This is a genomic window from Pseudomonas sp. ADAK2 (genome assembly GCF_012935755.1).
Classification (GTDB): domain Bacteria; phylum Pseudomonadota; class Gammaproteobacteria; order Pseudomonadales; family Pseudomonadaceae; genus Aquipseudomonas.
The window spans coordinates 1395388-1418625 of sequence record NZ_CP052862.1 but is presented as its reverse complement, the minus strand read 5'-3'; the positions used below and the strand labels follow the sequence as shown (position 1 = coordinate 1418625).

Genomic DNA, 23238 nt, shown 5'->3' with positions numbered 1-23238 from the left:
AATTTATCTGGATCATGTTCTATCTGATTTTTAATCATATTAGGTTATTCCTAAAAAGCCTTTCACTGGCGTTTCTTATACGAATAGCATGAATCCGAAGCCATGTTATTGATGAGGAAGGAAGCCTGATGACCGAAAAGACCTTCGATACACAGAGCGCCAGCAGCTCGTTTTCAGTCAATAAGGTGGTTGATCGCCCCGAGGCTTCAAGGCTGCTCCCCAACTGGCTGCGCAACTGGCGAACCCCTGAAGTTTTCCTGCGCTTGCTCAGCCCGATCGCGTTGCTGTTGTTGTGGGAACTGGCCTCACAGTTCGGCCTGATCCCGCAACGCATCATCGCCGCACCGTCGCAAATCGGCGGCACGCTTTGGGCGATGATCATCTCCGGTGAGTTGGGCAAACATCTATTGGTTTCCCTGCAGCGCGCACTGTTGGGCTTGAGCATCGGCGTCAGCATCGGTGTCGTCGCGGGGCTGATCACCGGGCTGTCGAAGCGCGGCGAGGTGATCCTCGATTCGCCAATGCAGATGCTGCGCACCATTCCGTCCCTGGCGCTGGTGCCGCTGTTCATCCTCTGGTTCGGCATCGGCGAGTTCACCAAGATCGCGCTGATCGTCACCGGCACCACCTTCCCGGTGTACCTCAATCTGTTCTCCGGCATTCGCAACATCGACCCCAAATTGATCGAGGCCGCCAACACTCTGGGCCTGAATCGTCGCGAGCTGATCTGGCACGTGATCCTGCCAGGCTCGCTGCCTTCGTTCTTCGTCGGCCTGCGCTATTCCCTGGGGATTTCCTGGCTGGCCCTGGTGTTCGTCGAGCAGATCAACACCACCGCCGGCATCGGCTTCCTGGCCAGTGACGCCCGGGACTTCATGCGCACTGACGTGATCGTTATCTGCCTGCTGATTTACAGCGTCCTCGGCTTATTGATCGACGGACTGATCCGCACGCTGGAGCGTTTCGCCCTGGCCTGGCGCCCATCTTTTGTGAGGAACTGACATGTCGACTCTTGCAGCGAAAAACCTGCAATCAGAAGCACCGGTGCAACTGCGTAATGTGGTGCGCCAGTTCGGCCAGCAACGGGTTATCGATGGACTTGATCTGGACATCGCGCCCGGCGAATTCGTGGCGCTGCTCGGGGCCAGCGGTTCCGGAAAAACCACGTTGCTGCGTAGCCTGGCCGGGCTCGACAGTATCGACAGTGGCCAGTTATTGGTGCCCAAGGCCCGGGCCGCCGTGTTCCAGGAACCGCGCTTGATGCCGTGGAAACGTGCCTGGAAAAACGTAATCCTCGGCCTGCACATCCCGGATGCCAAGGCCCGCGCGGTGCAGGCCCTGACCGAAGTCGGGCTGGCCCATCGGCTGGAAGCCTACCCGGCGACCCTCTCTGGTGGCGAAGCCCAGCGGGTCGCGTTGGCCCGTGGCCTGGTGCGCGAACCCAAGCTGTTGCTGCTCGACGAACCGTTCGCTGCCCTTGATGCCCTGACCCGAATCAAGATGCATCGGCTGATCATCGAGTTGTGGCGCAAACACACGCCGGCGGTGCTGCTGGTGACCCACGATGTGGACGAAGCGATCCTGCTGGCCGACCGGGTCATCGTGCTGGCCAACGGCAAGATTGCCGAGCAATTGACCATCGATCTGCCCCGCGCCCGCGACACCGGGCAGGACGGTTTCCAGGCCATTCGCGCACGGTTGCTGAGCCTGTTGGGCGTCGAAGTGGAAACTGCGGCGGTGGTTGAGCGTCAGTCTGCGATCCGGCGGTTTGCCCATGCGTGATCGACGTTTATGGAAATCGGCGATGGTGTTGCTCTCAGGTGCAGCGCTGTTGCTCAGCGGCTGCGGTGACGCCATCGAGTCAAAAAACCAGGCCGACCTGTCCAGCGTCACGCTGATCCTCGGCGATCAAGCCAAGGGACTGCGCACGGTAGTCGAGGCGGCGAATGCGCTGGAGGGCATTCCGTACAAGGTCCAATGGGCCAACTTCCAGGGCGCCGCGCCGCTGTTCGAAGCGTTGCGTGCCGGGGCGGTGGATCTGGGGCCGGCGGGGGATACGCCGGTACTCGCGGCGGCCACCGGTGGCACGCCGTTGCGCATTGTCGCGGTACGGCGCAGTCAATCGCGAGGAATCGCCATTCTCGTCCCGCACGACTCACCGATTCACAGCGTCGCCGATCTGAAAGGTCGCAACGTGGTGGTGTCGTCGGCGCGGGGCAGCATTTCCCAATACCTGTTGATCCGCGCCTTGGCCAACGCAGGGGTCGATGAGAAAGACGTCAACGTCGGTTTCGTCCTGCCCACCGACGCCCTGGCGGCGTTCAACGCCGGCAAGATCGAAGCCTGGGCTACGTTCGGCATCTACCAGGCATTTGCTGAGCAGCAGGGCGCCCGGGTGCTGGTCAGCGGCGAGGGGATCAACACCGGGCTGACGTTTATCACCGCTTCCGATGAAGTGCTGACCGACACGCTCAAGCGCCAAGCGTTGAGCGATGTGTTGCAGCGTTTCGCCAAGGCCTTCGAATGGGCGCGGCAGAATCCCGATGAATACGCGCGGGTGTTCGCCAAGGTCAACGATGTGTCGCTGGAAGTCTCGCAGCGGCTGCGCAGCTGGGGTGATGAGTCGCTAATGCCGATCGAGGCGCGGGATGTACAGGCGTTGCAGCAGGTTGATGATTTGTTCGTGGAGAAGAAGATCTTTCCCCATCGCGTCGACGTGGAAAAGTTCACCGATGCGCAGGTGTTTTCCAGTCAGTAAGAATCTGCGCCAGCGTTAGATCGATTATTTCTTTCGGTTATTTATATAGGTTCGCATCGCATATCGATAACCGAGAGAAACGCGCTCCAGTTTGTATCTCATCTGCAATGAAAGCTGAATGTTCGCAGCAGCGGATAATCCCGTTCCACCCACCTGTTTAAAGTCGCTTGAGCATGCATTCCGGCTGTTTGATCGCCATCTTGCCGCGTGTTGGCCAATCCTTAGAATCCTCCCCATCAGCTTCGTCCACCTATCGAACCTTCGGGGAACACCACCATGATGAACGCCATGCAGATGCAAATGCCGATGAACGCCAACATGCCAATGATGCCGATGATGGGCATGCCGATGATGATGGCGACCATGAGCTGCGACATGATGGACGACGGCATGATGTGCAAGATGATGCCGGCCGCTGGCATGGACATGGCGATGTTCAAGAACAGCGCTGAAATGATGCAGATGATGATGAACTGCGGCATGCCGATGATGATGCATTGCGGCAACATGAGCATGATGTGCATGTCCCCGGCGGCCATGGCCATGCCAATGATGAACATGATGATGCCGATGCCGATGATGGGCATGCCGATGCCATCGATGAAGTGCGTGATGGAATGCACCCTGATGGACGACGGCATGATGTGCAAAATCATGCCGATGGCTGGCATGAACATGGACATGATGAAAAGCTGCTGCACCCTGATGATGAAAATGATGAACGACTGCAGCATGCCGATGATGATGAGCTGCAACGGCATGCCGTTGATGTGCTGCACCTGCTGATCCATCGCCATTGAAAAAGCCCGGCTAATGCGAATTAGCCGGGCTTTTTAATGTGCTTTTGCTTTTTGTAGGAGCCGTCAGTCCAGGCGTTCGGGGTAAGTCACGACCAGATACGCCACCGCCTCGCTGTCGGCGGGGTTGCGATAGCGGTGCGGCTGGTCGGCATAAAACAGAATCGAGTCGCCTGTGGAAAGCAGGTAACGTTCATCGTTGACGCTGATTTCCAGCACGCCTTGCGACACCACCAGGTTCTCCTGTACGCCGGGGCCATGGCCCTCGGAAATGTCCTCACCCAGTGGGCTCAAGCGCAGTTCGTAAAACTCCGATTGGCGCGCCACGTCGAACGGAAACAGCGCCCGGCTTACAAACGCGCCGCTGGCACTCACCAGCCGTTTGCTCTGGTTCGCCGACAACACCGCCACGCCTTCGAAAGCCCGATGCTCCAGAAACGCCGCCACCGAAACCTTCAAGCCCTTGGCGATTTTGCACAGCACTTTGATCGACGGCACGCTGCGTCCGGATTCGATCTGCGCCAGCATCGCCCGGCTCACACCGCACTGGCGGGCGAGGGCATCGAGGGACAGATGCCGCTTGCCGCGCAGGCGTTGCAGGTTCTGTGCGACGCGATCGCAGATCGGGTCTTCTTCCAGAGATTCCAGGTTATTCAAATCCAGCACGGGTTCATCGGCGCTCGCCAGAAAGCGCGAGGGTTGCTGCCCGTTCACGCGTGACGCGTCTCGGTGGCCAGTTGGGCTGCTTGCACCCACTGATAGGCCTGTAAGCCGGCGTTGCGTGCGTACATTTCCCACATGGCCCGTGCCCGTTGCTGAGCCTGTTTGCGTTTGCGGTAGCTGGCGAAGTCGATGAGGTTGTCAGTCGGATTCATGGGGCACTTCACTGTGTAATGAATGACGGGATGAGCTGACCATACGCGGATATTTTTATAACGATAAATACTGATTTTGTATTTATTAATTCGTTTTAGTTCTTTAGTGGTCTGCTTAAAGTGAGGCCATGGGAACTAGGGTTTCCAGATCTCGACGTCTTTGGCATCCACCGCTTTGGGCAACAAACCCTCGGCGAAAAATGCATCGGCGATTTTTTGCTGCTCGCCCAACTGATCGGCTTTCACCGGTTGCACCTGATAACTGCGATGGGCATTGGCGGTCTCGACGGTTTCCACATCCAGGTTGCCCCATAGCGGGCCCAGCACCTGTGCGGCGTCACGCGGGTTGTGCTTCACCCAGTCGCCCGCCTTGTGCAACTGCTCATAAACCAGCTTCAGGACTTGCGGGTGCTCTTTGGCGTAGGTGTTGCTGGTCAGGTAGTAGCGCTTGTAACTGGCCAGGCCGGTGCCGTCAGTTAGGGTGCGGGTCGGCAGTTGGCGTTGCACGCCGCTGAGGAAGGGTTCCCAGGTGACCCAGGCGTCGACCTTGTTGTTCTCGAAGGCCGCACGGCCATCGGCGGGTGACAGATAGGCCGGTTCGATATCGGAAAACTTCAACCCGGCCTTGTTCAGCGCAGCGATCAGTAAATAGTGCGAGCCTGCCGCTTTGGTCACCGCGACTTTCTTGCCTTTAAGATCCGCCAGTTGCTGCAACGGCGAGTCCTTGCGCACCACGATTGCCTGGGCTGAAGGTGAGGGTGCTTCCTCGGCGAAGTAGGTCAATTTGGCCTGCGCGGCCTGGGCGAAGATCGGCACGGTATCGGCCACGTCGGCGCTGATATCGACATTGCCGACATTCAACGCTTCCAGCAGCGGCAAGCCACTGGAGAACTCATGCCAGGTGACGTCAATGTTGTTCTGCGCGAGAGTCTTTTCCAGGGTGCCCTGGGTTTTCAGCAGGGTGATGAGGGTCGATGACTTCTGGTAGCCGATGCGCACGGTTTCCCGGGCCTGGGCCGTCAGCGTGAAGGACAAAGCCAGTGCGACAACCAGGCCGGCGAAGACAGCGTTCTTTATGGGTTTTGACATGATCAGCTCGACAGTTAGCGGAGGAGAAGGTGGCTATCTGTCATGAGCATAGGGTTCTAAGAATTATTCCTTAAATAATTTTTGGGTCTTAGCTTAGGGGGTTTGCATATGCGATATAGGAATATATAAATCGTTATTTATTCCTTTTGTTATCGCTTCCGCCGGTGCATTTTGAAGGCCTGCACCTCAGTGCGGTTTTGCCCCACCTCAGACAGGAAGCCTCAACATGACCATCAAAGCGATCAACGTTCGTAACCAGTTCAAAGGCGTTATCAAGGAAATCCTGGAAGGCGAAGTGGTCTCGGAAATCGACGTGCAAACCGCGTCCGGCATCGTCACATCGGTGATCACTACCCGTTCCGTGCGCGATCTGGAATTGAAGATTGGCAGTGAAGTGATTGCGTTCGTGAAGTCGACTGAAGTGTCGATTGCCAAGCTCTGATTTGGAGTCCGCGCAAAACACGCTTTTTGTCGCAGCTGCCGAAACACTGTTCGCTTGTAGCAGCTGCCGAGGCACGAGGCTGCGTTCGCTTGTAGCAGCTGTCGAGCTTGCGAGGCTGCGTTCGGCTGCGCAGCAGTCGTAAAATCAGGCGACGCGGTGTGTCAGGAAATCCGCATGCTCAGGTTTTACGACTGCTGTGCAGCCGAACGCAGCCTCGTGCCTCGGCAGCTGCTACAAGCGAACAGTGTTTCGGCAGCTGCTACAAGCGAACGCAGTGTTTCGGCAGCTGCTACAAGCGAACGCAGGCTTCGACAGCTGCTACAGATTGCGTACGGTTAGCGGGAAATCAGTCCGCGTTCAATCGCGTAGTTGAGCAACGCCGCCGGTTTGTCGATGTTGAGTTTGCGCCGAATGCTCAGCCGATGGGTTTCCACCGTGCGCACGCTGATATCCAGTTCGCGCGCCATTTCCTTGTTGTTCAGCCCCAACACCATCTTGCACAGCACCTCGCTCTCACGCGGGGTCAGTTCGTTGTCGGTCGGCCGGTCCGCCGCCAGTTTCTGCGCGATTTCCGCACTGTAGAACGTCCCGCCACTGGCAATCGCTTCAATCGCCGCGATGATTTCCCGAGATGGGGAGTTCTTCAGCACATAACCACTGGCGCCCGAGCGTACTGACTCGCTCACGTATTCATTGTTGTCGTACATGCTGAGGATCAGGATCTTGATCGACGGGTGTTCGCGGCGCAGCAACCGGGTCAGTTCCAGGCCGTTCATGTCCTTGAGACCAATATCCACCAACAGCAAATCGGGCTGGGTATCGCGGACCATTGCCACCGCGCTCGCACCGCTGTCCGCTTCACCGACGATGGCGAGGAAGTCCACCACCGCCAGCAAGGCACGAATGCCGTCGCGCACCAGGGAATGATCGTCGACCAGGGCGACACGGATCGGGAAGGGCAGGCTCATCAAGTCATTTCTCTTATTGTGTTGGCCGTCTCGCTCAGGGGCAGCAGCACATTCAGCTCACTGCGCCCCGGCGTCGAATGCAGGTCGAGTCGGCCACCAAAGTGCTCGACCCGTTCACGGATATTGCGCAAGCCGATACCGGCATTAAGGCGGTCAACCCGATTGACGTTAAAACCGATGCCGTCATCGACCACGATCAATCGCAAGGCCTGCGGCGAACCCTGCAGTGTGATCGACACTGTGCTGGCCTGGGCATGTCGTTCGATGTTGGTCAGCCCCTCCTGGGCGATGCGGAATACGGCGACGGCGGCACCGTCCACCAGATCGCAGTCGATCAGGTCGCTTTGATAATTGACCTGCAAACCACTGCGCTGCTGGAACTCGGCGGCCAGTTGCCCGATGGCGGCGGGCAGGCCCAGGGTGTCGAGCAGCGATGAACGCAAGTCATGGGAAATGCTCCGCACCTCGCCGATGGCACTTCCGAGGCGCTCGGTGGCTTCGCGCAAAATGTTCAAACCGTTGTCCCGACCGGCCTCGATCAAATGACTGGCCAACTCAAATTGAAACTTGATCGACACCAGTAACTGGCTGATGCCGTCATGCAATTCTCGGGAAACCCGTGAGCGTTCCTCTTCCTGCAAGCTGACGATGCGTTGGTTGAGGCGCTGCAGTTTTTTGTCGGCCAGGCGATGCTCGCTGACGTTCAGGGTCATGCCGCTGATAAACACCAGCAGCACGGCAATCAGCGCCACCGCCGCAATCGCCAGCATGGTGCCGTGGATGCCATGGGCGACTTCGTCCCGGGCTTGTTGGGTGGCCTGTTCGACGTCTTCGAGGTAGATGCCGGTGCCGAGCATCCAGCCCCAGCGATCCAGCATCACCACGTAGGCGAGTTTGTCGGTGACCGCGCCGGTCGAGGGTTTTTTCCAGGCGTAGCGTTGGAACCCGGCGCCGGATTCGGCGCTTTTCAGCAAGGCCTGGATCACCGGCAAGCCGTGGGGGTCGGTCATGTCCCAGAGGTATTTGCCGACCAGTTCGGATTGCCGCGCGTGCATCAGGCTGCGGCCCTGGCGGTCGTAGACGAAGAAGTAGCCATCGACGCCGAAACTGAGTTTTCGCAGTTCTTCGAGCACCCGCTGCTGCGCCACCGCATCGCCGTGGCCATCGTCATACAGTGGCTCGATCAGGCTCTTGGCCATTTCCACGTAGTTTTTCAGCTCGGCGCGTTTGCTGGCGAGAATGCTGTCTTCGATCAACTGCGCCTGCTGCTCGCCCAGTTGTCGGTTCTGGAAAATCACCAAGGCGCAAATCACTGCAATCGCCAGGATCAGCGGCAGGATGCCCAGGGCAACGATTTTGTGTTTGAGCTGCATATCTACTCCTGTCCAGACCGGGCGACGGTGCGGCAGGGCCGTTGGCGGGTGGCGTGGTGGGGGCATGATAGGCCAAAAAGACCTGCACTTCGCCAGCGCAAAGTGCCGTCGGACTAATGGATAGAGCCGGTCTGCGTAGTACTACGTAGAAGGGCCTTACGTAGTACTGCGGATTCCGCTGCTGGCGACATGCGCGGATATTAGGCGGGCTCGCATAACGGGCACCATTATAAAAATTATCGCCGCGGCCTATCGGACTGCCGGCAGGAGACACGCAATGACCCGTCTGGTTAAACACCTCGCCTGGTTTGTCGTGGCTGTCATTGGAGCGATTGCGCTGAGTGTCGTGGCCCTGCGCCGCGGCGAAGCGATCAACGCCCTCTGGATTGTCGTCGCCGCCACCGCCATTTACCTTGTTGCCTACCGCTATTACAGCCTGTTCATCGCCAACAGGGTGATGCAGCTCGATCCCAATCGGGCCACTCCCGCCGTACTCAATAACGATGGTCTGGACTATGTGCCGACCAACAAACACATCCTCTTCGGTCACCACTTCGCGGCAATTGCTGGCGCGGGGCCTCTGGTCGGTCCGGTGTTGGCGGCGCAGATGGGCTACCTGCCCGGCACGCTGTGGCTGATTGCCGGTGTGGTCTTTGCCGGTGCGGTTCAGGACTTCATGGTCCTGTTCATGTCCACCCGCCGCAACGGTCGCTCCCTGGGCGACATGGTCCGTGAAGAAATGGGCCGCATCCCCGGCACCATCGCGCTGTTCGGCTGCTTCCTGATCATGATCATCATCCTTGCGGTGCTGGCGCTGATCGTGGTCAAGGCCCTGGCCGATAGCCCGTGGGGCATGTTCACCGTGATGGCGACCATCCCGATCGCGATGTTCATGGGCGTGTACATGCGCTACATCCGCCCGGGTCGCATCGGCGAAATCTCGGTGATCGGTGTGGCGTTGCTGCTCGGTTCGATTTTCGTCGGCGGGCAGATTGCCGCTGATCCAGCCTGGGCCAAGGTCTTCAGCTTCACCGGTGTGCAAATCACCTGGATGTTGATCGGCTACGGCTTTGTCGCGGCGGTATTGCCGGTGTGGCTGATCCTGGCACCGCGCGACTACCTCTCCACCTTCCTGAAAATCGGCACCATCCTCGCGTTGGCGGTCGGCATCCTGGTCACCATGCCGGAGCTGAAAATGCCGGCGCTGACCCAATTCATCGACGGCACCGGCCCGGTGTGGAAGGGCGGGTTGTTCCCGTTCCTGTTCATCACCATCGCCTGTGGCGCGGTCTCGGGTTTCCATGCGCTGATCGCCTCCGGCACCACGCCGAAACTGCTCGCCAGTGAAGGCCATGCCCGTTACATCGGTTACGGCGGCATGTTGATGGAATCCTTCGTCGCCATCATGGCCATGGTTGCCGCTTCGGTGATCGAGCCGGGCGTGTACTTCGCCATGAACAGCCCGGCCGCGGTGGTCGGTGGTGATGTGATTCAAGTGGCACAAACCGTCAGCAGCTGGGGTTTTGCGATTACTCCGGAAGCGCTGCAAGCAGTGGCCAAGGACATCGGGGAAACCACCGTGCTGGCCCGCGCTGGCGGCGCCCCGACCCTGGCAGTCGGCATCGCACAGATCCTGCACAGCGTGTTGCCGGGTGAAAACACCATGGCGTTCTGGTACCACTTCGCGATCCTGTTTGAAGCGCTGTTTATCCTGACCGCCGTCGATGCCGGTACCCGTGCCGGACGCTTCATGCTTCAGGATCTGCTCGGCTCCTTCGTCCCGGCGCTCAAACGCACCGAGTCCTGGACCGCCAACCTGATCGCCACCGCCGGCTGCGTGGCGATGTGGGGTTACTTGCTGTACCAAGGCGTGATCGATCCACTCGGCGGCATCAACACCTTGTGGCCGCTGTTCGGCATCTCCAACCAGATGCTTGCCGGCATCGCGCTGATGCTCGCCACGGTTGTGCTGATCAAAATGAAACGCCAACGCTACATCTGGGTGACCTTGTTGCCGGCCGCGTGGTTGCTGATTTGCACCACCACCGCTGGCTTCATCAAGCTGTTCGACGCCAACCCGGCGATCGGCTTCCTGGCCCTGGCGAAAAAATACAGCGACGCCTTGGCCAACGGCCAGATCCTTGCGCCGGCCAAAGACATCAACCAGATGCAGCACGTGATCTACAACGCCTACACCAACGCAACGCTGACCGCGCTGTTCCTGTTCGTGGTGTTCAGCATCCTGTTCTATGCGCTCAAGGTCGGTATTGCGGCTTGGGGTACAAAAGAGCGTACGGATAAAGAATCGCCGTTCCAGGCTGTGCCGGACGCTTGATCGAGGATTGCCCACATGTTCAATGACCTGAGTCGCCTCGGTAAATACCTCGGTCAGGCCGCACGCCTGATGGTCGGCATGCCCGACTACGACAACTACGTCGAGCATATGCAAACCAAGCACCCGGACAAACCGCTGATGAGCTATGAGATGTTCTTCCGGGAACGTCAGGAAGCGCGTTACGGGAGCAAGGCTGGGCCGAAGTGTTGTTAATCAACGCGATGTTGCAGGCCTGACACTGACCTTGTGGCGAGGGAGCTTGCTCCCGCTGGGTCGCGAAGCGGCCCCCTCACCCAAAAGAGGAGGGGACTGCTGCGCAGTCCAGCGGGAGCAAGCTCCCTCGCCACAGGTTTTTTATCGTTCGTTCGATCCTCGTTCTGATCAGTGGCCTTGATTGCTCTTGATCAATTCATAAGCCCGCCGCACCAACGGATTCACCGTATTCGGCCGAATCCACAAGTGATACGTCACATCCGGCAATCGCGGCAACCCATCGTTTTCCCCCAATACCCGCATATCCGGCCCGAGCATTTCCATGCTTCTTGGGGTCACGCCCAACCCTGCGCGCGTCGCAGCTTTGATCCCGATCAGGTTCGACGCCAGGTACGCCTGGCGCCAGGGAATGTTCGCCCGCTCCAGCGCCTCCAACGCATAACGCCGATAGATGCTTGGCTCATCCACCAGAATCAGCGGCAACGGTTCGTTGGGGTTGTGAATGTACTGCGCCGAACAAATCCACCACACCGGCGAAGTACGCAAGGCGAAGCCTTCGAGGGATGGGTCGGCGCGGGTGGAAATCACCATATCGACCTTGCCCCGGTGCAAGTCGTCCATCAAAAACGGACTGCGCCCGACGTCGATCTCCAGGCGTAAACGCGGCGCCGAGCGGGCGATGTGGCTCAGCATCGGCGGCAGGATGGTGTCAGCAATGTCGTGGGGCGAACCAATGCGCAACACGCCGCTCAAGCTGCTTTCACGTAGGGAGTTGAGCGCGTCATCGTTGAGCGAAAGCATCTGCCGGGCATGGCGTAGCAACTGCTGACCCGCTTCCGTGAGCTGCTTTTGCCGCCCACGCTTCTCGAACAGACTTACGCCCACCTGTTGCTCCAGGCGTTGCATGTGCTGGGTCACCGACGACTGCGTGCGGGCCAATTGCGCGCCGGCTTCGGCAAAGCTGTGGTGATCGACCACGGCAATGAAGGTGCGCAGTAATTCGAGATCGAGGGTCGACATGGGGGCTGCTTTTTATATCAAGGGTAGGAAGCTAAACATTACATATTTTTATGTGTTGCTTGCCATGGATTTTATTCGGTGACAGTGAGAGGCAACAAATTCGGGGTTATAAGCTTTTTTCACAGATGGGAAACACGGCAAGTTATAACGATATTAGATATTTGTATTTCCGTTACCTCAGCGCTGTACCCAGGATGCCCACTCATCAGGTCGGGGTACGCCGATCATCCATGAGGGGAAATCCATGTTGTTCGAGCGCTCACCCGTAAAACGATTGTTGCCTGTAATGCTGGGCGCCTTGATCTCCTTGTCCGGCATCAGTGCCGCGCAGGCCGATGCCACCCTCGACAAGATCGAGCAACGGCATGTGTTGGTGGTCGGCGTGCTGCTGTCCGGCGGACCCTTTGGCGGGATCGATCCCACCAGCCAGAAACCTCGGGGCTTGAACGTCGACCTTGCTAACGAGCTGGGCCGACAACTCGGCGCCGAGGTGCAACTGGTGCCGGTACTGCCCGCCAACCGCGTGCAGTTCCTGCAACAGGGCAAAGTCGATTTGCTGATCGCCAACATGGAATGGACCACCGAGCGCGGCGAGATCCTCGGCTTCGTGCCAACGCCGTTCTACCGCGTCGGTGGCACTGCTGCGGTGCTCAAGGACAGCAAGATCACCCGGTGGGAAGATTTGAAGAATCAACCGGTCTGCACCTCCCAGGGCAGCAGCTACGTCAAGCCGCTGACCGAGTTGGGCGCCGAGATCAAGGCGTTCAAGAGCTCGTCGGAATCCTTGCTGGCCCTGCGCGGCAACAACTGCGTCGCCGCCGTGCACGATGCGACGCTGATCAACCCATTGATTGCCGACACCGCCGAATGGCAGGGCTATCGCGCCATCGAGCCGGAACTCAATCCGGCGCCGTCGGTGATCTGGACCCGTCGTGGCGAAAACGACACCCAGGCCAGACTCGACCCGATCATCAAGGCGCTGCACCGCAGCGGCTGGTTGATCGAAGCCCAGACCCGCAACCACATCACCCCGGCGTCCCCGGCGCTGGTCGAGTTGCAGAAGCAATTCCAGGCCAATGGCGCCTGAGCCCGGCACCTCATCGTTTTCCACCGACCGTCGCCCAAGGTAGCCGTGCATGAAGCCACTTTTTTCCGCTAGAACCCTGACCACCCTGTGCCTGGCCGGGTGCGCTGCGCTGGTCGCCAGCCTGGCCCAGGCCGACGCCACGCTGGACAAGATCGAGCAACGCCACGCCATCAGCGTCGGGGTAATTCTCAGTGGCCCGCCATTCGGCACCCTCGACCCGAAGACCGGCGAACACCTGGGCTACAACGTTGAGTTGGCCAAGGGCATCGGCAAGGCACTCGGGGTCGAAACCAAAACGGTTTCCGTCCTCGCACCGAACCGCGTGCAGTTCCTGCAACAGGGCAAGGTCGACATCCTGATCGCCAACATGCAGTTCACCGAAGAACGCGCCGAGATCCTCGACTACGTGCCGACGCCGTACGAAGAAGTCGGCGGCGCCGCGCTGATTCGCAAAGGTGCGGGTATCAGCCAGTGGGCCGATTTGAAAGGCAAACCGGTGTGCGTGTCCCAGGGCAGCAACTTCATCAAGCCGTTGCAGGAAACTTACGGCGCCGAGATCAAGGCCTTCCGCAGTCAGTCGGAATCGTTGTTGTCATTGCGCGGCAATGGTTGCTTGGCGGCGGTGCATGTCAGCCCGACCATGCATGCGTTGTTGAGCGAGGCCGAGTGGGCAGGTTATGAAATCCCGCTACCGGGGGATCTGATCCCGTCGAACTCGGTGATCTGGATTCGCAAGGGCGAGCACGATACCCAGGCCAAACTCGATGCCATCGTCCGCGATTGGCACCGCAGCGGTTGGCTGATTGCCTTGGGCGAACGCACCGGCATGGCACCGTCCCAGGCCTTGCGTGACTTGCATGAGCAATATCGCAACGCTGCGCCATTGGCGGTTCAGCCATGAGCCAAGGTTTGTTCGAGACCTTGCAGCAATTGCTCGGTGCCAACCATGTGCAGAGCAACGAAGACGCCGCGTCGTACCTGACGGATAAACAGGGCCGCTACGTGGGGCAAGTGATCGCCGCCGTGCACCCGGCCAACACCGACGAAGTGGCGGCGGTGGTCCGCGCCTGCGTGGCCAATGACACGCCGGTGGTGGTGCAGGGTGGCAACACCGGTCTGATGGGCGGCGCGACCCCGGACGCCAGTGGCCGCGCCGTGTTGCTGTTGCTTGATCGCCTGAACCGCGTGCGCAACGTCGATACGGATAACGACACCCTGACCGTCGAGGCTGGCTGCATTCTGCAAACGGTGCAGGACGTGGCGCGTGACGCCGGACGCCTGTTTCCGTTGAGCCTTGGCGCCGAAGGCAGCTGCACGATTGGCGGCAACCTCGGCACCAACGCCGGCGGCACCGCAGTGCTGCGTTATGGCAATACCCGAGAACTGACCCTGGGTCTGGAAGTGGTCACCGCCCAAGGCGAAATCTGGAATGGCCTGCGTGGTTTGCGCAAGGACAACACCGGCTACGACTTGCGCGATTTGTTTATCGGCAGCGAAGGCACCCTCGGCATTATCACAGCCGCGACCCTGAAACTGTTCCCGCTGCCCAAGGCCCAGGCCACGGCGCTGTTGGCGTTCGACTCGTTGGCGCAGGCCGTGCAATTCCTCTCCCATGCGCGCGCCGGTTTTGGCGCCAGCCTCACCGCGTTCGAATTGCTCAGCGCCGATTGCCTGGCGTTGCTGCGCGAGCAATTCCCCCAAGGCCCGCAACCGTTTCTCGGCGCCGTGCAGCCGTGGTTTGCGCTGCTGGAACTCTCCGACAACCACAGCGAAAGCCATGCCCGGGAAGCCTTCGAAACGGTGCTCGGCGAAGCCTTCGAACAGGACTTGCTGGCTAACGCGTTGATCGCCGAAAGCCTGGCCCAGAGCGAGGGCCTGTGGCTGTTGCGGGAAAACATGAGCGAGGCGCAGAAGCGCGCCGGTCGCAATATGAAGCACGACATCGCGGTGCCGATTTCCCAGGTCGTCGCCTTCGTTGCCCACACCGATGCACTGCTGCAACAACACTTTCCCTGCGTGCGGAATTTCACCTTCGGCCATTTGGGCGACGGCAACCTGCATTACAACGTCGCGCATCCGCTGGACTCGACCGTTGAGGCGCACATGTCCCATTACGCGGCACTCAGCCTGTTGGTGCACGACAGCGCCCATGCCCACGGTGGCTCGATCAGCGCCGAACACGGGATCGGCCAGCGCAAGGTCGGTTTGCTGGATCGCTACAAAAGCCCGGTGGAGCTGGACCTGATGCGCCGCATCAAGCACGCGCTGGACCCGAAAAACCTGCTCAATCCGGGCAAGGTCGTGGAGGTGGTTACGCCATGAACCTTCGTCTATCCAAATGCGTGCAGCGCGTGTCGCTGTCGGCCAATGCCGCCGCCAAATCCCAGGCCACGGCGTTGCGTGAGTTGGGTCGCGACATCCTCGACCTGACCACCGGCGAGCCGGATTTCGATACCCCGGAGCACATCAAGCAAGCCGCCTATGCAGCCATCGCCGCCGGCGCCACCAAGTACACGCCAACGCCCGGCGTGAAAGCGCTGAGACTTGCCGTACAACGCAAACTCCAACGCGAGAACCAACTGGAGTACCCGCTGGAATCCATCGTGATTGCCAACGGTGCCAAACAGATCATCTTCAACGCCTTCGCTGCGACGCTCGATGACGGCGACGAAGTGCTGGTGCCGATGCCGTACTGGCCGTCGTTCCCGGACAGCGTGCGTTTCAATGGCGGTGAACCGGTGTTTATCGAGTGTGGATTGGAACAGGGCTGCAAGCTGACGCCACAACAACTTGAGCAACACATTGGCGAGCGTACCCGCTGGCTGATTCTCAACGGCCCCGGCAACCCGAGCGGCGCGGTGTACAGCGCCGCCGAGTTGCAGGCGCTGGCTGAAGTACTGCGACGTCATCCGCAGGTGCTGATTTTGCTGGATGAGCTTTACGAACATATTCGATTCGACGGCCAACCACCGCAGAGCCTGCTTAACGTCGCGCCAGATTTGCAGCCGCGTTGCCTGTTGGTGGGCGGTGTCTCCAAGACGTATGCCATGACCGGGTGGCGCATCGGTTTCGGTGCCGGGCCCAAAACGCTGACCACTGCAATGGCAGTCGTGCAGTCGCAATCGACTTCGGGCGCGTCCTCGGTCGGACAAGCCGCGGCGCTGGCAGCCTTTGACGGTGGACTGGATTTCTTGCCGGAGCAGGTGGCGGCCTATCAGCAACGGCGAGACCTGCTGGTGAAAACCTTGAGTGAAGTGGACGGTCTGGAAGTGCTCGAACCCCAGGGCGGCTTCTTCGTGTTCGTCCGCTGCGAAGGCTTGTTGGGGCGCCATCGCCCGAATGGTGAACGACTGAACAACGACGCCGATGTCGTCGCGTACTTGCTCGAGGAGGGCGTCGCCGGCGTAGCGGGCAGCGCTTACGGTTTGTCGCCGTGGTTCCGCCTGTCCATCGCCACTGCGACCGACAGCGTTGCCGAAGCCGGACGCCGCATCGCCCACGCCTGCGGCCAATTGCGGGGCGCAGCATGAGTCATCTGTTGGAGCTGTTCGTCCACTGGACCGCCGGGCTCGGTCTCAATTACAACTTCCTGCTGGACGCCTATCAACGCGGCACCCTGGAACAAGGCGCGTTGACCACCGCGCTGCTGTGCCTGTTCACCATCGTCGGCAGTCTGCTGGCGGGTGTTGGCCTGGCGGCGATGCTGACCTCGGGCAAACCCTGGCTGGCCAGACCGGCGCGGGTCCTCATTGAAGTCACCCGCAACACGCCGACCCTGGTGCAGCTGTATTGCGCGTTCCTGGTGTTGAACATGTTGCTGACCCAAGCGGTCGGCACGGCGAACCCGCTGACACCGTTCGCCTGGGTGGTGATTGTGATCTCGCTGCACAAGGGCGCATTCCACGCCGAAGCCTTGCGCGCCGGTATCGAAGCGGTGCCGGCGGTGACGATGGAAGCCGCCAGTTCCCTGGCCTTCAGCAGCCGCCAGTTGCTATGGAATGTGCAATTGCCCCTGGCCCTGCGTTTTGCCTTGCCGTCGCTGATCAACAACCTCATCGACCTGGTGAAGATGACCGCCGTCGCTTCGGCGATTGCCGTCGGCGACATCACCTACGCGGCGATCATGATCTGGACTCAGAGCGATAACGTGCTGGAGCTGATGATCCTGATCCTGAGCTTTTTCGGCCTGCTGAGTTTTATCGTCAACTGTGTGGGGCGTCTGCTTGAAGCGCGCCTGAGGATGCCCGGCTATGGCCATTGAATCGTCCGTCAGCGCACCGCTGGCCTGGCCGCGGCGGCATGTTGGCAAACTGTTGCTGGCGGCTGGCGTCGTGTTATTTCTCTTTTACTTCGCCCCGCAGAGCCCGGTGTTCACGGCTTTGTTGCAATGGTCACCGGCCCTGGCCGTGGGTTTTGGCCAGAACATTCTGATCAGCCTGGTGGCGATCGGTTTGGGCTCGGTCCTCGGCTTGCTGGTGGGCGCTCTGGCGGTGTCGCCGCTGCGGTTGTTGCGCCTGCCGGCACAGATTTGGGTGCAGATTTTCCGTAACGCGCCGTGGTTGGTGCTGATCTATTTCACCACCTACGTGTTCCCGTTCGAGATCAAGCTCGGCAGCAGCTATGTCTCGTTCCCGGACTGGGTAAAAGTCACCATCGGCCTGGCCTTGCCGGCGAGTGCCAACGTTGCGGAAATCTTCCGTGGCGCCATCGGCTCGATCCCCAGCACCCAATGGGAAGCGGCGCGTTCCCTGGCCTTCACCCGTGGGCAGATCTTTCGCTCGATCATCCTGCCGCAGTGCTTTAAACGCATGTTGCCGCCGTGGATGAACCTCTACGCAGTGATCACCATGGGCACCGCGCTGGCCTCGCTGGTGGGCGTGCATGACGTGATCGACACCGCGCAGATCGCCAGCAACACCGTGAACCTGACCGGTTTTACCGTGGTGATTTACCTGAGTCTGCTGGTGCTGTTCTTTGCCTATTGCTACCCGATTTCCCGACTGACCCAACGCCTGGAGCGACGTTATGCCTTCTATTGAAACCGTCGCCGAGCCCCTGGTCAGCCTGCGCGATTTGCACCTGTCGTTCGGCGCCAACCCGGTGCTCAAGGGCATCGATCTCGACGTTCATCGCGGCCAGGCCGTGTCGATCATCGGCCCGTCCGGCTCCGGCAAATCGACCATCCTGCGCTGCATCACCGGCCTGTTGCAGCCCCAGCGCGGCAGCATCCGCGTCGGCGCCACCGAAGTGCACAGCCTGGCCAAGGAAACCCAGCGCATCGAGTTGCGTAAACGCGTGGGCTTTGTGTTCCAGCAGTACAACCTGTTCCCGCATTTGTCGGTGCTGGAAAACCTGGTGATCGCCCCGCGCAAGGTCTTGGGCCGCAGCCGCATCGACGCCGAGAAAGACGCCCGGGCCTTGCTGGCCAAAGTGCGCATGGAACACAAGGCCGATGCCTATCCGGGGCAGTTGTCCGGGGGCCAGCAGCAGCGGGTGGCGATTGCCCGTGCCCTGGCCATGCGCCCGGAACTGATCCTGTTCGACGAAGTGACCTCGGCTCTCGATCCGGAAACCGTCGGTGAAGTGCTGACGGTGATTCGCGAGCTGACGGAGGAGGGCATGACCTGCGTGCTGGTGACCCACGAAATGCGCTTTGCCGAAGAAATCAGCGACATCGTCTACTTCACCGAAAACGGCGTGATCGTCGAACACGGCAGCGCCGCGCAAATCTTCCAGCACCCCACCAGCGAACGCACCCAGGAATTCCTGCGTCATGCCTTGGGTGATCCGGGCCGTCGCCCGGCAAATGCCAATGATCCGTACCTGTTGACCAACCTGAGCCGCTACAGCCTGTCCGTGTAACACCGAGGAGCTAATTCATGAGTACCGATAACCGTGCCGTCGTCATCGAGGATTTCCTCAAGAAAATCCGCGTCATTAATCAACGGGGCGTTGACCGCGCCGCGCTGGTGGAAATCGTAGCCTTGCTCGAAACCCTGGCCGAGCGCCGCGACCTGTTCAACTTCGACGCGTTTCCGGCGCCTGTGCCGGGGCAGGGCAGCACCGCATTCCGCTATCGCCTCAACGACGATGGCGACACGCCGACGCTGTACCTGAACTCGTTGTTGCCGGGCAAAAGCACCATCGCGCACAACCACGAGACCTGGGCGATCATCAGCGCCGTCGAGGGCCAGGAAATCAACTACGTCTACGGCCGTAGTGACGAAGGTCGCGAGCCTGGGTTCACGACTTTGCACCTGGAAAAAGAAGTGATCGTGCAACCCGGCACGTCGATCTCGTTCCTCGGCGAAGACCTGCATGGGATTCGGGTGGAGGGCGAACAGGCGACCCTGCATTTCCACCTCTATGGCTTGCCGCTGGAATCCCTTAACGGTCGCTACGGTGTGGAAGCCGACGGGCGAATCCTCAATTACAACGCCTCGCAAATGGCGCCGTCGATCAAGGCCTACGCATGATCGACTTGTACTACTGGCCCACCGGCAACGGGCTGAAGATCGGCATCCTGCTCGAAGAACTCGGGCAGGACTACCGCGTGCTGCCGGTCAACATTCGCACGGGTGAGCAGAAAGAAGCGGCGTTCCAGCGCATCAGCGCCAATGGACGGATTCCGGCGATTGTCGATCATGCGCCCGAAGGTCTGGATCAGCCGCTGAGCCTGTTCGAATCCGGTGCGATCCTTAATTACCTGGCCGACAAGGCCGGGCGTTTTCTGCCGCCATCCGGTACGGCGGAACGACAAAAGGTTCAGGAATGGCTGTTCTGGCAGGTCGGGCATGTGACGCCGTACCTGAGCCAGTTGCAGCTGTTCAAGGAGAAGGCGCCGGAACCGATTCCGTTTGCCCTCGACCTGCTGAATACCGAGGCGACGCGGTTGTATCGAGTGCTGGAAACGCGTTTGGCCGAAATGCCGTATGTCGCGGGCGAGTATTCCATCGCCGACATGGCGATCTTCCCGTGGATTCAGCCGCTGCGACAGGGCCAGGACTTGGCGGATTACCCGCATATCCATGCCTGGCGCGAACGTCTCAAGGCCCGGCCGGCGATTCAGCGCGCCTATGCCAAGGGCCGCGACATCGCCGCGAATGAGCGCTCCCTCGCACTTCAATAACTCTATTTTCCAAGCGGGACTCCCATGAGCCAGACCGTAACTCCAGGGCAATTGCAGCAGTGGCTGTTCGACGGGCAGGAAATCGCCCTGTTTGACGTGCGTGAGCATGGCCAATATGGCGAAGCCCATCTGTTTTTCGGGGTGAATCTGCCCTATAGCCGCCTGGAGCTGGAGGTGCGGCGGCTGGCGCCGAATCCGCAGGTACGGCTGGTGATTTATGACCAGGACGGCGGCGACGTTGCGGCGCGCGCCGCCCGGCGTTTGCAGGCGCTGGGCTATGGCCGCGTGCACATTCTCGATGGCGGTGCCGAGGGTTGGCAGGCGGCGGGTTTTCAGCTGTTTGCCGGGGTGCATGTGCCGTCCAAGGCCTTTGGCGAGTTGGTGGAAGAGGCCAGCCATACGCCGCATGTCACCGCCAGGCAGTTGGCCGAATGGCAAGCCCGGGGCGAACCGTTGGTGGTGCTCGACGGTCGGCCATTCGATGAATACCGCAAGATGACCATTCCCGGTTCGGTGTGCTGCCCGAATGGCGAGCTGGGTTATCGCGTCCACGACCTGGTACAGGACGACAGCACGCCGATCGTGGTCAATTGCGCCGGCCGCACCCGCAGCATTATCGGCGCGCAGACGCTGATCAACCTGGGGCTGAAGAACCCGGTCTATGCCTTGGAGAACGGCACCCAGGGTTGGTATCTGGAGGATTTTCAGCTGGAGCATGGCAGCACGCGGCGCTATGCCGATGAGGTGTCAAGCGATGCCTTGCCGGGGCAGCGCTTGGCTGCCGCGCAACTGGCGGAGAAGGCTGGGGTGAAAACCGTCGGGACTGCTCAAGTAGAAGCGTGGGCGTTGGATAATGGGCGCAGCCTGTTCCTGTGCGACGTGCGTACCGCCGAGGAGTTTGCCGCCGGCAGTCTGTCGGGCGCGCAACACACGCCGGGCGGGCAGTTGATTCAATCCACCGATTTGTACATCGGCGTGCGCCGGGCGCGGTTGGTGTTGGTCGATAGCGATGGCGTGCGCGCACCGATTGTCGCCAGTTGGCTGCGGCAGTTGGGGCATGAGGCTTATGTGCTTGAGGGTGGCGTCGGCAGTTCTTTGGCGTTGCCGGTACTTGAAGCCGCTTCGCCTGAACCATTGCCATTGATCTCGGCGCAGGCCTTGGCCGATGCATTGAAGGATGACGCGGTCGCGCTGATCGATCTGCGCCCGAGCATGGTTTATCGCAAAGGTCATATCGGCGGGGCGCGCTGGTCGATCCGCTCGTTGCTGGCGGCTGATGTGGCCGGGGAGCAACGGCCGTTGGTGTTGCTGGCGGATGACCCAAGGCTGGCGGCTTTCGCGGCGCTGGAGTTGCCCGAGCATCAGCGCCAGCAAACCCGGTTCGCTTCGAGTGCACCCGGTTTTTCCCTGCAAGAGGACGTCAACACACCGCCTGACGAGCAGTGCATCGATTTCCTGTTCTTCACCCACGACCGCCACAGCGGCAACAAAGACGCGGCGCGGCAGTACCTGGCCTGGGAAATCGGCCTGCTGGCGCAGATGAGCGCAGAGGAAATCGCCAGTCTCAAACCGCTGAAAGCTTCCTATGGTGATCGGGTTCGCACTCGACTGGTCCATTCGGCGCGCACCGAAAAGGGCAACGGCGGTCGCGCGGTCAACGTCCCGGTCACGCGCTTGAGCACGGTGCTGTTCGACAGCCTCGCGCAAATGCGCGACGCCCGTTCCCGACGCGACCATGAGCGCGTCCTGAGCTATGGCGCCCGGGGCAATCCGACGGCGTTTGCCCTGGAGGACCTGGTCACGGAGCTTGAGGGCGGCTACCGAACTCGCTTGTTCGGCACCGGCCTGGCAGCGGTCGCGCAAACCTTCCTCGCTTACCTGCGCCCCGGCGATCATGTGCTGATCACCGACGCCGTGTACTCGCCCGTGCGGCGCCTGGCCCGGGAGTTTCTGCAGCCGTTCGGGATCGACGTCAGCTCCTTCGCCCCCGACGCCAGCGACTTGCCTGCAAAGCTGCGAGCCAATACCAGAATGGTCTACACCGAAGTGCCCGGTTCCTTGCTCTACGAACTCTGCGACCTGCCGGCCCTGGCCGCACTGTGCAAGCCGCGGGGCATCCTGTTGGCCGTGGACAACACCTGGGGCTCGGGTTACCTGTATCGACCGCTGACCCTCGGCGCCGACATCTCGATCATGGCGCTGACCAAATACCTGTGCGGCCACAGTGACGTGGTCATGGGCAGCGTCTGCACCCGCGAAGATGTCTGGCAACCGCTGGCGGCGATGAGCGACACCTTCGGCAGCGCCGTCAGCCCCGACGACGCTTACCTGGTGCTGCGCGGCGCCCGAACCCTCGCACCACGCCTGGAAGTCCACGAACGCCAGGCGCTGGAAATCGCCCATTGGTTGCAGGCTCAGCCGCAAGTGAAGCGAGTGTTCCATCCAGCACTGCCCGAGCACCCCGGCCACGCCTTGTGGCAGCGGGACTTCAAGGGCAGTAACGGTTTGCTCTCGTTTGAGTTGCGCGACGTTGACGCGGGTTACATCGAGCGCTTCATCGACGCGCTGCAGTTATTTGGCCTGGGCGCGTCTTGGGGTGGCTATGAAAGCCTGGTCACGGTCGCTGAGCTCAACGAGCGCGATAGCGAGCAGGATCGCGCGCTCAATCCGGTGCTGCGATTGCACATCGGGCTGGAGGATGTCGAGGCGTTAATCGAGGATCTGCACCGGGGATTCGCTGCGGCGGGGTGAACCCGGGGTCGAGGCAGCGAATCGGTGAGGCGCGGCAGTTACCAGAGTTTGTCGCCTTTCGCCGGATCCGCGTTGCGCCGATCCGGGCCATCGGGGTTGCCGAGGTTCACAAGCCTTCTTTCCAGCAGAACATTCTGAAGCGCCTGTCGTTCCTTCGGGTCCAACTGATGCTCGCGCTCCTTGAGCTCAAGCAGGATAGGGCTGGACCAGGCGCGACAGGTTTGCTCGTCAATTCGAACGGATGCCATCTATCTCTCCTTAGATAAAGCGTGCGCGATGAAGCGGGCGCTGTTCGATGAGGTAGAAACACTAGTCGAGGAAAGGGGTTATCGCCAGCCATCGGTCCGGCTGTTTCCTGGCCATGATCTGAAAGCACTGTCCTACTAGCCAAAAGCCACGTA

General features: G+C 60.4%; 24 protein-coding genes. 17 read left to right on the top strand and 7 right to left on the bottom strand.

Translation table 11 applies throughout. The features are described from left to right. Positions 1 to 128: 128 nt before the first annotated feature. The 4 genes from HKK52_RS06435 to HKK52_RS32550 all read left to right on the top strand — a co-directional run bounded on the left by HKK52_RS06435 (position 129) and on the right by HKK52_RS32550 (position 3544). Positions 129 to 1001, top strand: coding sequence for an ABC transporter permease (locus tag HKK52_RS06435; RefSeq protein WP_169370072.1), 873 nt, complete (start codon positions 129 to 131; stop codon positions 999 to 1001). Between the two features lies 1 nt (position 1002). Next, positions 1003 to 1782, top strand: coding sequence for an ABC transporter ATP-binding protein (locus tag HKK52_RS06430; protein WP_169370071.1), 780 nt, complete (start codon positions 1003 to 1005; stop codon positions 1780 to 1782). Continuing rightward, positions 1775 to 2758: an ABC transporter substrate-binding protein gene (locus tag HKK52_RS06425; RefSeq protein ID WP_169370070.1), complete on the top strand. Its 984-nt coding sequence runs from the start codon at positions 1775 to 1777 to the stop codon at positions 2756 to 2758. The genes HKK52_RS06430 and HKK52_RS06425 overlap by 8 nt, the downstream gene beginning before the upstream one ends. Before the next feature lie 276 nt (positions 2759 to 3034). Then, the gene (locus HKK52_RS32550; protein WP_169370069.1) at positions 3035 to 3544 is read left to right on the top strand and encodes a hypothetical protein; all 510 of its coding nucleotides are present in this window, start codon (positions 3035 to 3037) and stop codon (positions 3542 to 3544) included. 77 nt (positions 3545 to 3621) lie between these two features. On the opposite strand, the gene HKK52_RS06415 is transcribed toward HKK52_RS32550, so the two are convergent. The 3 genes from HKK52_RS06415 to HKK52_RS06405 form a co-directional block, all read right to left on the bottom strand. After that, positions 3622 to 4212: a helix-turn-helix domain-containing protein gene (locus HKK52_RS06415; RefSeq protein WP_169374191.1), complete on the bottom strand. Its 591-nt coding sequence runs from the start codon at positions 4210 to 4212 to the stop codon at positions 3622 to 3624. Positions 4213 to 4265: 53 nt separating this feature from the next. After that, on the bottom strand, positions 4266 to 4430 hold the full coding sequence (locus HKK52_RS06410; RefSeq protein WP_169370068.1) for a hypothetical protein: 165 nt from the start codon (positions 4428 to 4430) through the stop codon (positions 4266 to 4268). 135 nt (positions 4431 to 4565) lie between these two features. Beyond that, positions 4566 to 5519 (bottom strand): aliphatic sulfonate ABC transporter substrate-binding protein, encoded by a 954-nt coding sequence (locus tag HKK52_RS06405; RefSeq protein WP_169370067.1) that lies wholly within the window; start codon positions 5517 to 5519, stop codon positions 4566 to 4568. A gap of 226 nt (positions 5520 to 5745) precedes the next feature. Here HKK52_RS06405 and HKK52_RS06400 point away from each other — a divergent pair, with 226 nt between their 5' ends. Continuing rightward, positions 5746 to 5961 (top strand): TOBE domain-containing protein, encoded by a 216-nt coding sequence (locus HKK52_RS06400; protein WP_034150404.1) that lies wholly within the window; start codon positions 5746 to 5748, stop codon positions 5959 to 5961. A 335-nt stretch (positions 5962 to 6296) separates the two neighbouring features. Here HKK52_RS06400 and HKK52_RS06395 read toward each other — a convergent pair whose 3' ends face one another. Both HKK52_RS06395 and HKK52_RS06390 read right to left on the bottom strand, forming a co-directional pair. Next, the gene (locus HKK52_RS06395) at positions 6297 to 6929 is read right to left on the bottom strand and encodes a response regulator (protein ID WP_169370066.1); all 633 of its coding nucleotides are present in this window, start codon (positions 6927 to 6929) and stop codon (positions 6297 to 6299) included. Beyond that, the gene (locus tag HKK52_RS06390; RefSeq protein ID WP_169370065.1) at positions 6929 to 8302 is read right to left on the bottom strand and encodes a cache domain-containing protein; all 1374 of its coding nucleotides are present in this window, start codon (positions 8300 to 8302) and stop codon (positions 6929 to 6931) included. The genes HKK52_RS06395 and HKK52_RS06390 overlap by 1 nt, the downstream gene beginning before the upstream one ends. A gap of 277 nt (positions 8303 to 8579) precedes the next feature. Here HKK52_RS06390 and HKK52_RS06385 point away from each other — a divergent pair, with 277 nt between their 5' ends. After that, on the top strand, positions 8580 to 10637 hold the full coding sequence (locus HKK52_RS06385) for a carbon starvation CstA family protein (protein ID WP_169370064.1): 2058 nt from the start codon (positions 8580 to 8582) through the stop codon (positions 10635 to 10637). A gap of 15 nt (positions 10638 to 10652) precedes the next feature. Continuing rightward, a complete protein-coding gene (locus tag HKK52_RS06380; RefSeq protein WP_123407681.1) occupies positions 10653 to 10850 on the top strand; it encodes a YbdD/YjiX family protein in 198 nt (65 codons plus the stop codon). A 168-nt stretch (positions 10851 to 11018) separates the two neighbouring features. Here HKK52_RS06380 and HKK52_RS06375 read toward each other — a convergent pair whose 3' ends face one another. Further along, the gene (locus tag HKK52_RS06375; protein ID WP_169370063.1) at positions 11019 to 11870 is read right to left on the bottom strand and encodes a LysR substrate-binding domain-containing protein; all 852 of its coding nucleotides are present in this window, start codon (positions 11868 to 11870) and stop codon (positions 11019 to 11021) included. Positions 11871 to 12114: 244 nt separating this feature from the next. Here HKK52_RS06375 and HKK52_RS06370 point away from each other — a divergent pair, with 244 nt between their 5' ends. From HKK52_RS06370 to metC, 10 genes are read left to right on the top strand one after another with little or no spacing between them, the layout of a single operon-like run. Then, positions 12115 to 12957: a transporter substrate-binding domain-containing protein gene (locus tag HKK52_RS06370; protein WP_169370062.1), complete on the top strand. Its 843-nt coding sequence runs from the start codon at positions 12115 to 12117 to the stop codon at positions 12955 to 12957. 49 nt (positions 12958 to 13006) lie between these two features. Then, entirely contained in the window at positions 13007 to 13858 is an 852-nt protein-coding gene (locus tag HKK52_RS06365) for a transporter substrate-binding domain-containing protein (RefSeq protein ID WP_169370061.1), read from the top strand. Further along, positions 13855 to 15279, top strand: a complete 1425-nt coding sequence (locus HKK52_RS06360) for an FAD-binding oxidoreductase (RefSeq protein ID WP_169370060.1) — start codon at positions 13855 to 13857, stop codon at positions 15277 to 15279. Before HKK52_RS06365 ends, HKK52_RS06360 begins: the two co-directional genes overlap by 4 nt. Next, positions 15276 to 16487: an aminotransferase class I/II-fold pyridoxal phosphate-dependent enzyme gene (locus HKK52_RS06355; protein WP_169370059.1), complete on the top strand. Its 1212-nt coding sequence runs from the start codon at positions 15276 to 15278 to the stop codon at positions 16485 to 16487. Before HKK52_RS06360 ends, HKK52_RS06355 begins: the two co-directional genes overlap by 4 nt. Next, positions 16484 to 17218, top strand: a complete 735-nt coding sequence (locus tag HKK52_RS06350) for an amino acid ABC transporter permease (RefSeq protein WP_169370058.1) — start codon at positions 16484 to 16486, stop codon at positions 17216 to 17218. Before HKK52_RS06355 ends, HKK52_RS06350 begins: the two co-directional genes overlap by 4 nt. Then, positions 17208 to 17996, top strand: a complete 789-nt coding sequence (locus tag HKK52_RS06345; protein ID WP_169370057.1) for an amino acid ABC transporter permease — start codon at positions 17208 to 17210, stop codon at positions 17994 to 17996. Before HKK52_RS06350 ends, HKK52_RS06345 begins: the two co-directional genes overlap by 11 nt. Next, positions 17983 to 18819 carry an amino acid ABC transporter ATP-binding protein gene (locus tag HKK52_RS06340; RefSeq protein ID WP_169370056.1) on the top strand — a complete coding sequence of 279 codons (837 nt, stop codon included), beginning with the start codon at positions 17983 to 17985 and terminating at the stop codon, positions 18817 to 18819. The genes HKK52_RS06345 and HKK52_RS06340 overlap by 14 nt, the downstream gene beginning before the upstream one ends. Before the next feature lie 17 nt (positions 18820 to 18836). Further along, positions 18837 to 19433 (top strand): hypothetical protein, encoded by a 597-nt coding sequence (locus HKK52_RS06335; RefSeq protein ID WP_054614483.1) that lies wholly within the window; start codon positions 18837 to 18839, stop codon positions 19431 to 19433. Further along, entirely contained in the window at positions 19430 to 20086 is a 657-nt protein-coding gene (locus tag HKK52_RS06330) for a glutathione binding-like protein (RefSeq protein ID WP_169370055.1), read from the top strand. The genes HKK52_RS06335 and HKK52_RS06330 overlap by 4 nt, the downstream gene beginning before the upstream one ends. Positions 20087 to 20110: 24 nt before the next feature. Further along, positions 20111 to 22837: a cystathionine beta-lyase gene (gene metC, locus HKK52_RS06325; protein WP_169370054.1), complete on the top strand. Its 2727-nt coding sequence runs from the start codon at positions 20111 to 20113 to the stop codon at positions 22835 to 22837. A 38-nt stretch (positions 22838 to 22875) separates the two neighbouring features. On the opposite strand, the gene HKK52_RS06320 is transcribed toward metC, so the two are convergent. Then, entirely contained in the window at positions 22876 to 23085 is a 210-nt protein-coding gene (locus tag HKK52_RS06320) for a hypothetical protein (protein WP_169370053.1), read from the bottom strand. Between the last annotated feature and the right edge of the window lie 153 nt (positions 23086 to 23238).